This window comes from Mesorhizobium sp. M0904, assembly GCF_040319475.1.
GTDB lineage: Bacteria > Pseudomonadota > Alphaproteobacteria > Rhizobiales > Rhizobiaceae > Mesorhizobium.
The window spans coordinates 90,348-101,574 of record NZ_JAMYOC010000006.1; the positions used below are offsets into that span (position 1 = coordinate 90,348).

The window sequence follows — 11,227 nt, forward strand, 5'->3', positions numbered from 1 at the left end:
CTGATCAGAGTCTTTGCGGTCGCCGAAGGTCAAGGGTCATCGGGAAATCTTCAGAGCCTTCTTCGTTGCGCAGCACATAGCTGGACGGCGTATGGCCACGCGGCTCGAAGCGGGCGAGCCGCCGCGCCTCCGCTTCGTTGCCGTTGACGGGGAACGTGTCGTAGCTGCGCCCGCCGGGATGCGCGACGTGGTAGACGCAGCCGCCGACCGCGCGGCCCGACCAGCGGTCATAGATGTCGAAGACCAGCGGCGTGTTGACCGGCAGCGCCGGATGCAGGCCCGACGCCGGCTGCCAGGCCTTGAAGCGCACGCCGGCCACCGCGATCTCGCGGTTGTCGGTCACCTTCATCGGCACCAGGCGGCCGTTGCAGACGACCGCGTGACGCTCCGGGTTGAGCCCCTCGGTCTTCACCTGCAGCCGCTCGACGGAGGAATCGACAAAGCGCACGGTGCCGCCGATCGCGCCTTGCTCGCCCATCACATGCCACGGCTCCAGCGCCTGCCTGAGCTCCAGCTTGATACCGGCATGCTGGACCTCGCCGCAGAACGGGAAGCGGAATTCGAGCTGGGCGTCGAACCATTCCGGACGGAATGCAAAGCCGTTCAGCTTGAGGTCGTCCAGCACATCGAGAAAGTCAGCCCAGACATAATGCGGCAGCATGAAACGGTCGTGCAGCGAGGTGCCCCAGCGCACGAAGCGGCCGTCGAGCGGGTTCTTCCAGGCCCGAGCGATGATGGCGCGCACCAGCAATTGCTGCGCCAGGCTCATGCGCGCGTTGGGCGGCATCTCGAAGCCGCGGAATTCGACCAGCCCGAGCCGGCCGGTCGGCCCGTCCGGCGAAAATAGCTTGTCGATGCAGATTTCCGAGCGATGGGTATTGCCGGTCACGTCGGTCAGAAGGTTGCGGAACAGCCGGTCGACCAGCCACGGCAGCGGTGCCGCGCCCTTGTCCGGATGCGGCACCTGCGCCATCGCGATTTCGAGTTCGTAGAGCGAATCGTGGCGTGCCTCGTCGAAGCGCGGCGCCTGGCTGGTCGGGCCGATGAACAGGCCGGAGAACAGATAGGACAGCGACGGATGCCGCTGCCACTGCAGCACCAGGCTTTTCAACAGGTCGGGGCGGCGCAGGAACGGACTGTCATTGGGCGTTGCGCCGCCGACGACAACGTGGTTGCCGCCGCCGGTGCCGGTATGGCGGCCATCGATCATGAACTTGTCGGCGCCAAGCCGCGTCTGCCGCGCCTCCTCGTAGATCGCCGTGGTCGTCGCCACGCAATCCTGCCAATTCGCGGCGGGGTGGATATTGACTTCGATGACGCCGGGATCGGGTGCCACACGGATGACGTTGAGGCGCGGATCGTGCGGCGGGCCGTAACCCTCGATATGCACAGGCAGGCCAATAGCCTTTGCCGCGTTCTCCGCCGCCGCGACCAGTTCGAGATAGTCCTCCAGCGCCTCGACAGGCGGCATGAACACACAAAGCCGTCCGTCGCGCGGCTCGGCCGAAAGTGCCGTGCGCACGGCGCCGCCGATCTCGGTGATCTCCTGTTCGACGCGGTCCTGCTGGCCGGTAACGGCCGTGAAGGAAACGGCCTGCTGGCGTCGCGCCATTTCGTCGGCGCCTTCAAGTTCGGCCGACGCAGGCGAAGAAGCAGAATCGGGCAAGATCGCCTCACGCGCCGGCAATGGTCCGCGCGGCAGCGATGGGTCGACCGGCACGATGTAGGGGAACTGCGCCGGCGGCACGTAAGGCAGCGTGCCGAGCGGCAGGCGGTAACCTACCGGTGAATCTCCCGGCACCAGGAACAGCCTGCCGCGCCGCGTCTTCCACTTCTCCGAGCGCCAGCGCGGTCCTGACGCCTGGCTGTTCCAGCGCTGGACAGGCAGCACATAGCCCGACGGCTTGGTCAGCCCGCGTTCGAACACCCGCGCCATGCGGCTGCGCTCCTCCGGGTCCTCCAGCTTCGAATTGGAAGGATCGACGTTGTCAGGCAGCTTGCCTTCCTTGAGCAGCCATTCGGCGGGGTCCTCATAGGCTTCGCTGACCATCGTCTTGTCGATGCCGAGTTCGTCGGCAATCGCGGTCAGCAGGCTCTCGGCCTGCATCGGTCCGACATCCGCCTCGCTCTTTTCATGCGCGATCAGCGACGGGTCGCTCCACACCGGCTCGCCGTCGGTGCGCCAGTAGAGCGAGAAGGTCCAGCGCGGCAGGCTTTCGCCGGGATACCATTTGCCCTGTCCGTAATGCAGGAAGCCGCCCGGCGCGAAGCGCTCGCGCAGCCGGCGGATCAGCGCATCGGCCTTTTCGCGTTTGGTTGGCCCGACGGCGGCGGTGTTCCACTCTGCAGCCTCGAAATCGTCGATCGAGACGAAGGTCGGCTCGCCGCCCATGGTCAGCCGCACGTCGCCGGCATCAAGCGCGGCGTCAACCTGGTTGCCCAGCGCATCGAGCGCCTGCCAGCTTTCGTCGGAAAACGGCTTGGTAATGCGCGGATGCTCGGCGATGCGGTCGACCCGCATGTCGAAGCCGAACTCGACATTGGCGAAGCTCGCCATGCCGGAGATCGGCGCGGCATTGCGGAAATGCGGCGTTGCCGCGAGAGGCACATGGCTTTCGCCGGTGAGCAGGCCGGAGGTCGGGTCGAAGCCGATCCAGCCGGCGCCCGGCAGATACACCTCGCACCAGGCATGGAGATCGGTGAAGTCGACTGCGGTGCCGGGCGGTCCGTCAAGCGCGACGAGGTCGGGCTTCAGCTGGATCAGGTAGCCGGAAACGAAGCGCGCAGCGATGCCGAGGTTCCTCAGTATCTGCACCAGGAGCCAGCTGGAATCCCGGCACGACCCCTTGCCGGCGGCCAGCGTTTCCTCGGGCGAGAAGACGCCGGTTTCCATGCGCACGATATAGGCGATCTCGCGCTGCAGCCTCGCATTGAGGTCGACGACAAAATTGACGGTGTTGGTCGGGCTGCGGTCGAGGGTTTTGAGGAATGCCTCCAACAGCGGCCCCGCCGGTTCCGGCGTCCGGTAGATGGTCAGATCGTCCCTGATCTCTTCGGGGTATTCGAACGGAAACGTCTCGGCCGAGGGCTCGACGAAGAAATCGAACGGATTGTAGACCGTCATGTCGGCAACGAGATCGACCTCGATCTTCAGTTCCGTCACCGGCTCGGGGAAGACGAAGCGGGCAAGGAAATTGCCGTAGGGATCCTGCTGCAAATTGACGAAGTGATTTGCCGGCCCGACCTTCAGCGAATGGCTGAGCACTTTCGTGCGGGAATGCGGCGCAGGCTGCAACCTTATGACTTGCGGGCCCAAGACGACCGGCCTGTCGTATTTGTAGTGGGTCAGGTGATAGACGGCTGCCAGAATTGCCATGGTGCCCCTGAGGTCGGCGTTTCAAAAGGAGTTCGCTGAACCCTGACACGAATGCTGAGCATTCTCCAAGCAGAGATGTTGCGCTGCACCTAAATTAAGAAGCTTTCATAGCTTCACGAAACGGAGCGCCGACCTTGGGATTCCGCGTGGCGGCATGACGTTGCAACGGTGCTGGGCCGAGGTGCGGCGGGTCCAGCACCGGGCGCTTCCCGCCGATATCGATGATCGGCAGCACACGCGATGCTTCGTCGAAAACAGCGGAAAAGAAAAACCCGCCTCGGCGGGCGGGTCGTTGGAGCCAATTAGCACCATATCCAAATTAGTAGCATAGCTGCCGGCACAAAGCAAGAACAAAATGTGGCACCGCCGACGAAAGCTGCCGATCGCCCGCCTTGCGGGGGAGATGCCAGGCAATGGCCCCCTGGAAGCGGAGGACCCCTGCCGATGCTAAAAGAACGCCTGCAACCCGGTCTGCGCCCGTCCGAGGATCAGCGCATGCACGTCATGCGTGCCCTCATAGGTGTTGACCGTCTCCAGGTTCTGCGCGTGGCGCATGACGTGGTAGCCGATCTGGATGCCGTTGCCGCCATGCATGTCGCGGGCTTGGCGGGCGATGTCGAGCGCCTTGCCGCAATTGTTGCGCTTGACCAGCGAGATCATCTCCGGCGCCATCTTGCCTTCGTCCATAAGCCGCCCGACGCGCAGGCTGCCCTGCAGGCCGAGCGCGATCTCGGTCTGCATGTCGGCGAGCTTCTTCTGGAAAAGCTGCGTGCCGGCCAGCGGCTTGCCGAACTGCTTGCGGTCGAGGCCATACTGGCGAGCACGGTGCCAGCAATCCTCCGCCGCGCCCATCGCACCCCAGGAGATGCCGTAGCGCGCCCGGTTGAGGCAGCCGAACGGTCCTTTGAGACCCGAGACATTGGGCAGCAGCGCGTCCTCGCCGACCTCGACGCCTTCCATCACCACTTCGCCGGTGATCGACGCGCGAAGCGACAGCTTGCCGCCGATCTTCGGCGCCGACAGCCCGTTCATGCCCTTTTCCAGGACAAAGCCGCGAATCTGGTTGTCATGCGCGCCCCCACTTTCGTCGGACAACTTTGCCCAAACGACGAAAATGTCGGCGATCGGCGCGTTGGAAATCCACATTTTCGAGCCGGAGATCCTGTAGCCGTTCGCGGTCTTCTCGGCCCGCGTCTTCATGCCGCCCGGGTCGGAACCGGCATCAGGTTCGGTCAAGCCAAAGCAGCCGATCCATTCGCCCGACGCCAGCTTCGGCAGGTATTTCCTGCGTTGTTCTTCCGAGCCATAGGCATGGATCGGATACATCACCAGCGACGACTGCACGCTCATCATCGACCGATAGCCGGAATCGATCCGCTCCACTTCCCGCGCGACCAGCCCGTAGGTGACGTAGTTGGCGCCGAGCCCGCCATATTCCTCGGGGATGGTGATGCCGAGCAGACCCGCCTCGCCCATTTCGCGAAAGATCCCGGCGTCGGTCTTTTCCTCGAGGTAGGCTTCCTCGATCTTCGGAGCGAGCTTGTCGGCGGCAAACGCCGCGGCGCCATCGCGCACCATGCGCTCGTCCTCCGAAAGCTGGTCCTCGATCAGGAAAGGATCATCCCAGACGAATGCGTTCTTGTCGGCGGCCATGGCTCTCGGTCTCCCAAACTCGTGCATGTCGCCCAAAGCTTGCCCGCGGGCCTGACCCGAGGGTGTTCGGCAGCCTGGAGATAACGACATGCATCGAAACAGAAATCTTGAAACGCGCGGCTTATCGGCTCCCGTCCTGAAAAAATCAAACGAAATAGCTTCGCCGATCCATGAGCATTGGTGATGGATCATCAATGTCGAGCGCCGCCGTCTGACCTGCCACAGCCCGGCTCGCGAATTATTTCCGCTTCAACGCATCGGCCAACGCGGCGCCGAACGCGCCCTGCTGCGCCGGCCGCTCCGACTGGCGTTGGGGCGCCGGCGCGCGCGGCACCGGCCTGCTGCCATTGTCGCGTGGCTTCGGTGCGCCACCGTCGCCATCCTTGCGCATCGACAGGCCGATGCGCTTGCGCTTGATATCGACGTCGACGACACGCACCTTGACCACGTCGCCGGCCTTGACCACCTCATGCGCGTCCTTGATGAACCGATCAGCCAGTTGCGAGACGTGCACCAATCCGTCCTGGTGCACGCCGATATCGACGAAGGCACCGAAGGCCGCGACATTGGTGACGGTGCCTTCAAGCTGCATGCCGGGCTTCAGATCCTTGATGTCGTCGATGCCATCGGCAAAGGTCGCGGTCTTGAAGCCGGGGCGCGGATCGCGGCCGGGCTTTTCCAGCTCCGCCAGGATGTCGCGCACCGTCGGCAGGCCGAAGCGCTCATCGACGAAGACGCGCGGATCGAGCGCCTTGAGTGCGGCGCTGTCGCCCATCAGAGAGCGAACGTCGCGCCCGCAGGCCGCAACGATCTTCTTGGCCACGCCATAGGCTTCCGGATGCACGGCGGAGGCATCGAGCGGCTCGCTGCCGTCGGGAATGCGCAGGAAGCCGGCGCATTGCTCGAACGCGCGGGGTCCAAGGCGGGAGACCTTCAACAGCTCGCGGCGGTTTGCGAACGGGCCGGTCGCGTCCCGGTGCGCAACGATCGCCTCGGCCAGCGATGCGCCGAGACCCGAAACCCGCGCCAGAAGCGGCGCTGACGCCGTGTTGAGGTCGACGCCGACGGCGTTGACCGCATCCTCGACCACCGCTTCCAGCGAGCGGCCGAGGCGGTACTGATCGACGTCGTGCTGATACTGGCCGACGCCGATCGACTTCGGCTCGATCTTGACCAGTTCGGCGAGCGGATCCTGCAGGCGCCGGGCGATCGACACCGCCCCGCGCAGCGACACGTCGAGGCCGGGAAATTCCGCCGCCGCCGTTGCCGAGGCGGAATAGACCGAGGCACCGGCTTCGCTGACGATCACCTTGAGCGGCTTCGGCCCGGACCCGGCAGGCATGTCAGCCAGCATGTCGGCCACCAGCCTTTCAGTCTCGCGGCTGCCGGTGCCGTTGCCGATCGAGATCAGCTCGACTTTATGCAGCCGGATGAGCTTGGCCAGTTCGGCCTGCGTGCCGCGGACATCATTCTTCGGCGGGAACGGATAGACCGTCGTCGTCGCCAGCAGCTTGCCGGTGCCGTCCACCACCGCCACCTTGACGCCGGTGCGAATGCCCGGATCGAGGCCCATCGTCGGCCGTGAGCCGGCAGGGGCGGCAAGCAGCAAATCCTTGAGATTGCGGGCGAAGACATGGATCGCTTCTTCCTCGGCCCGTTCACGCAAGTCCCGCATCAGATCGAGCGTCAGGTGCAGCGACAGCTTTATGCGCCAGGTCCAGCTGGCTACTTCCATCAGCCAGCGGTCTCCCGGCAACTGGCGGCCGATGGCATAAGCATCGGCAATCATCCGCTCGACCGGCTTCACCGGCGAGGCATCGTCGGCATCGACCTCGATGTCGAGCGACAGAACCTCCTCGTTGCGGCCGCGCAGCATGGCCAGCGCGCGATGGCTCGGCACGTTGGCCCAGCGCTCTACATGGTCGAAATAGTCCGAAAATTTGGCGCCGGCCTCCTGCTTGCCGTCGACGACGCGCGACCGCAGGAATGCGCGTTCCTTCATATAAGTCCGCAATCTGCCGACCAGGTCGGCATTCTCGGCGAACTGCTCGGACAGGATGTCGCGCGCACCCTCGAGCGCTGCCTTGGCGTCTGCCACGCCTTCGCTGATGTAGGCCAGCGCCAGCTCGGCGGGCGTGGCCGCACGGTCGGCGAGAATAGCTTCCGCCAGCGGGCCCAGCCCACGCTCGCGCGCGATCTCGGCCTTGGTCCGGCGCTTCGGCTTGTAAGGCAGGTAGATATCTTCGAGTTCCGCCTTGGTCACGGCAGCAGCGATTTTCGCTTCAAGCCCCTCGGTTAGCTTGCCCTGCTCGCGGATCGAACCAAGGATGGTGTCGCGGCGCGCGTCGAGTTCGCGCAGATAGGCGAGCCGCTCGGCAAGATCGCGCAGCTGCGTGTCGTCGAGGCCGCCGGTGACCTCCTTGCGGTAACGCGCCACGAACGGCACTGTCGCGCCGTCGTCCAGCAAACCGATCGCCGCCGCAGCCTGTTCGGGCCGCGCGCCGATTTCGGCGGCTATGATGGTTGCGATGCGCTTGATGTCGGATGCCATGTCCTACCTGTCGTTGGTCGAAAAGAGCAGCGACCATAGGCGGAGACGCCCGCTGCGCCAACCGCAGCGTTTTCAACCCGCTGAAAGGTCCACAGGAAAGCTGCATAAGCGGTACGGATCGGATCAGACCATCCGGCTCAGCGCCTCGAAGAAAGAAATCATATCCAGATCGAGCGGATCGTCGACCGGTACCGGCTGCGACGACATCTTTGCGATCACAATTTCGGCCATCGGATTGACGTAAAGCCACTGGCCGTGGATGCCGATGCCGCAGAAGGCGCCGCTTGCCGAGCCCGTCTGGTACCATTTGTTGCGATACCGGCCACGCGGAAACAGGGACGCCATCGTGCCGCGCCGCCATGCCTCGGCGTCACCGCCGGTTTCGGTCGTGTCGCGCATCCAGGCTTCCGGCACGACGCGGCGGCCATTGGCCACGCCACCTTGCCGCATCATCTCGCCGACGCGCGCAAGGTCGCGCGGTGTCACCGAAATGCCGCCGGCGGTACGCGCCGTGCCTTCCATGTCGACTGTCACCGAGGCGTCGCCGACGGCGCCGAGCGGCTCCCATAATTTCTCGCGCATCAGATCGGCGAAACGCTGGCCAGACGCGCGTTCGAGCAGGATGCCGAGCAGGTCGGAATTGGGCGAAAGGTAGCGGAACGTCCGGCCATGCGGCTCGGTCAGGCCCTGCAGCGTCATGAGGAAAGTGGCCAGGCTCTCGGTGCCCCCGCCTGGATTCCACAGCATGGCGCGGCGATAGCGGGCGAAGGCGCTTTCCGGATCGAGATAGGCCTCTTCGAAGTCGAGGCTGACACCCATGTCGAGCACGTGCCGCACACTCGCATCGCCATAGGCCGAGCCGGCAGCTTCGGGCAGATAGCGGCTTACCGGAGCCTGCGGATCGAAAATCCCCTCGCCTGCCAATATCCCGGCAACAATCGCGGTCAGCGACTTGCTGATCGAAAAGACGATGTGGCGCGCCCCGAACTCCATATGCGGTGCGAACCAGTCGCCGACGAATTTGCCGCCTTTCATGATCGTCAGCGCGTCGGTATCGGAGCGCTTGAGAAAAGCTGCGACAGTCCCCGCGCCGCCTGCAAGAGCGACCTTTTCACCAAGTAGCCCGCCGAAATCCTGCGCCGGCGCCTCGCTGCTGCCCGGCTTTGCCGCCACGGCAGCGCTCGGCACCAGCTCGCCGGCATTCTGGAACGACCACCGGCTGAACGGGCTTTCTCGCCAATTGCCGAGCAGCACTTGGTTTCGGGCAAAGCCATACCTGGTCTCGAACGCGGTCCTGCCGGCCATTGGAGCTTCCTTCGGTCTTGGCGTTCTAGGCGAGCGCCGCGGCGATCGCGTGCACGGCTTTCAAAGTCGCCACCGAATAGGCGACGTTGGTAAAATCCGGATAGCTCGAAAGCTTCACCACGACCATTTTCATGTTCCAGTCGATATGGATCAGCTGCCCGAACACGCCCCGGCACATCAGTGCCCGCGAGCGCGGGTCCTCGATCCAGAACTGGTTGCGGTAGCTGCCTTCCGGCAGGCTGGGACTGAAGTCCGGTCCATGCCTGCCATTGCGCGTCGCCTCGATCCAGTCGGCCGGCACCACGCCGCCGCCATTGTCGAGGATCAGCTGGCCGAAGCGGCCATAGTCGCGCAGCGTGGCGTTGAAGCCGCCGTCGGCAACTGCATAACCGGCGCTGTCGACGGTGAAGCAGGCACTTTCATCCGCGCCGAGCTTTTGCCAGAGCTCTTCCGAGACCAGCTGCGCCAGGCGCTTGCCGCTCACCCGTTCCATGATGAAGGCAAGCACGTCGGTCTCGATCGAGCGGTATTCGAAGGCAGCGCCGTGCGGTCGGCTCTTTTCCTTAAGCCCCAGGATCAACTCGAATATGTGCGACGGCCAGCGGAAGGCCGGATCGCTGTCCGGCGGCACCGGCTTCCAGCCGGTGGCGACATCGACCTGGCCGATGTCGGAATAGGGGTCGGTGTATTCCTCGGAAAAGCGCACCCCGCTCGTCATGTCGAGCACATGCTGCACGCTGGCGCCCTCCCAGCCGGTCGCTTCCAGCTCCGGCAGATAGGTGGTCACCGGCAAACCCGGATCGATCAGTCCGCGTCCGACCAGTATGCCGAACACCGATGCGGTGACCGACTTCGCCATCGACTGCGACAGATGCAGCGTGCGCTCGGTCATGCCGTTGAAGTAGCGCTCATAGGCGACCTTGCCGCCCTTCAGCACCAGGAAGCCGTCGGTGTAAGTCTCGTCAACCAGTCCAGCCAGCGTCGTCGGCTGCCCCATGCTGTCGCCCACCGGCAGCACGTCGAGATCGACCTCGGCTCGCTCCAGCCTGTGGCGATGGCCATTGCCGCGCCAGACCTCGACGGTCGGCAGGATTTCGCGAATATGCTGAAACGCCCAGCGGTTCCATGGCGGCCGGTCCCAGTCGAGCTTCGGCGGCACCATCCGCGGCGGCGAACCCTGCATGATCGGCGGCGCCGGTTCGCTGTTGCGATAAGAAATCATAGGCAGTCCGATCGCCGGGAAAAGGCCCGGCGGCAATTGCCGCCGGGTTTCGTCCGGATGTGGATTACTTCTGCAGTTCGATCCAGATCTTGCTGTAGATGGCCTGCACTTCCTCTGAACACAATTTTTGCAGCTCGCCATGCGCCTTGACGTCTTCCGGGATGATGACTTCCGGCGCATCCTTCATATCGGCTGGCATGTACTTGTCGGAACCGGCAATGCCGTTGGCGTAGCGGTGGAAGGCGGACAGGCCGGCGGCGTTTTCCGGATCCATGATGAAGTTCTGGAACAGCTTGGCGTTCTCGACATTCTTTGCGTCCTTCAGGACCATGACATTGTCGCTCCAGAGGCCAAAACCTTCCTTGGGATAGAAATAGTGGATCTTGGGATTCGCCAGCCGCTGGCGCAGGGCTGAGCCGTTCCAGTCGCTGGTTGCCTTGAAATCGCCGGCGCCCATTTTCTCGATGGTATTGTATTCCATCGCGATCCAGTTCGGCTTGGCAGCAACCAGCGTGTCACGCACCTTCTTCAGCGTTTCCTTGTCGCTGGCGCATTGCGCGCCGCCGACATATTTGGTCGCCGCGAACATGACGTCGTTCATTTCCGGCACGACGTTGACCTTGCCCTTCAATTCGTCGGGTGTGTTGAAGATGACGCCCCAAGTGTCCGACGGCCCCTTGTAGACATCGGTGTTCACCACGATGCCCACCGTGCCCCAGGCCCACGGCACGGAATATTTGCGGCCGGGATCGAAATCGGGATTGGCCCATTCTGGCGCCACGTTCTTGAAGTTCTCCATCTTGCCGGGATCGGTCTCCTGCACGAGGCCTTCCTTGATCCAGATCGGCACGAACGTTTGCGAAGGCACCGCGATGTCGAAGCCGGTGCCGCCCTGGCGAACTTTGGCCAGCGCCGTATCGTTCGAATCGTAATCGGTGATGGTCACCTTGACGTTGTATTTCTGCTCGAACTTTTTGATCACATCGGGGCTGGTGTAGTTGCCCCAATTGTAGATGTTGAGCTCACCGTCGGCGCGAGCAAGGCTCGTCGAGGCGAGCAGCGCCAGCCCGATGGCGGTCGCCGTGGTCTTCCAGTTCATGGTCTTAGCTCCCATTTTCAT

Annotated in this window: 6 protein-coding genes; all 6 read right to left on the reverse strand. The window is 63.9% G+C overall.

Going from position 1 to position 11,227, the window contains the following annotated elements; all coding sequences use genetic code 11:
- Window positions 1-4 precede the first annotated feature (4 nt).
- Window positions 5-3,376, reverse strand: coding sequence for a transglutaminase family protein (locus NKH80_RS08540; protein ID WP_352689982.1), 3,372 nt, complete (start codon window positions 3,374-3,376; stop codon window positions 5-7).
- 447 nt (window positions 3,377-3,823) lie between these two features.
- A complete protein-coding gene (locus NKH80_RS08545; RefSeq protein ID WP_352689981.1) occupies window positions 3,824-5,029 on the reverse strand; it encodes an acyl-CoA dehydrogenase in 1,206 nt (401 codons plus the stop codon).
- A 238-nt stretch (window positions 5,030-5,267) separates the two neighbouring features.
- Complete coding sequence (locus tag NKH80_RS08550) at window positions 5,268-7,580, reverse strand: Tex family protein (RefSeq protein ID WP_352990921.1); 2,313 nt, start codon at window positions 7,578-7,580, stop codon at window positions 5,268-5,270.
- Window positions 7,581-7,703: 123 nt separating this feature from the next.
- A complete protein-coding gene (locus NKH80_RS08555) occupies window positions 7,704-8,885 on the reverse strand; it encodes a serine hydrolase domain-containing protein (RefSeq protein ID WP_352990924.1) in 1,182 nt (393 codons plus the stop codon).
- 25 nt (window positions 8,886-8,910) lie between these two features.
- A complete protein-coding gene (locus tag NKH80_RS08560; RefSeq protein ID WP_352990927.1) occupies window positions 8,911-10,107 on the reverse strand; it encodes a serine hydrolase domain-containing protein in 1,197 nt (398 codons plus the stop codon).
- A gap of 64 nt (window positions 10,108-10,171) precedes the next feature.
- Window positions 10,172-11,206, reverse strand: coding sequence for an ABC transporter substrate-binding protein (locus tag NKH80_RS08565; RefSeq protein WP_352990930.1), 1,035 nt, complete (start codon window positions 11,204-11,206; stop codon window positions 10,172-10,174).
- Between the last annotated feature and the right edge of the window lie 21 nt (window positions 11,207-11,227).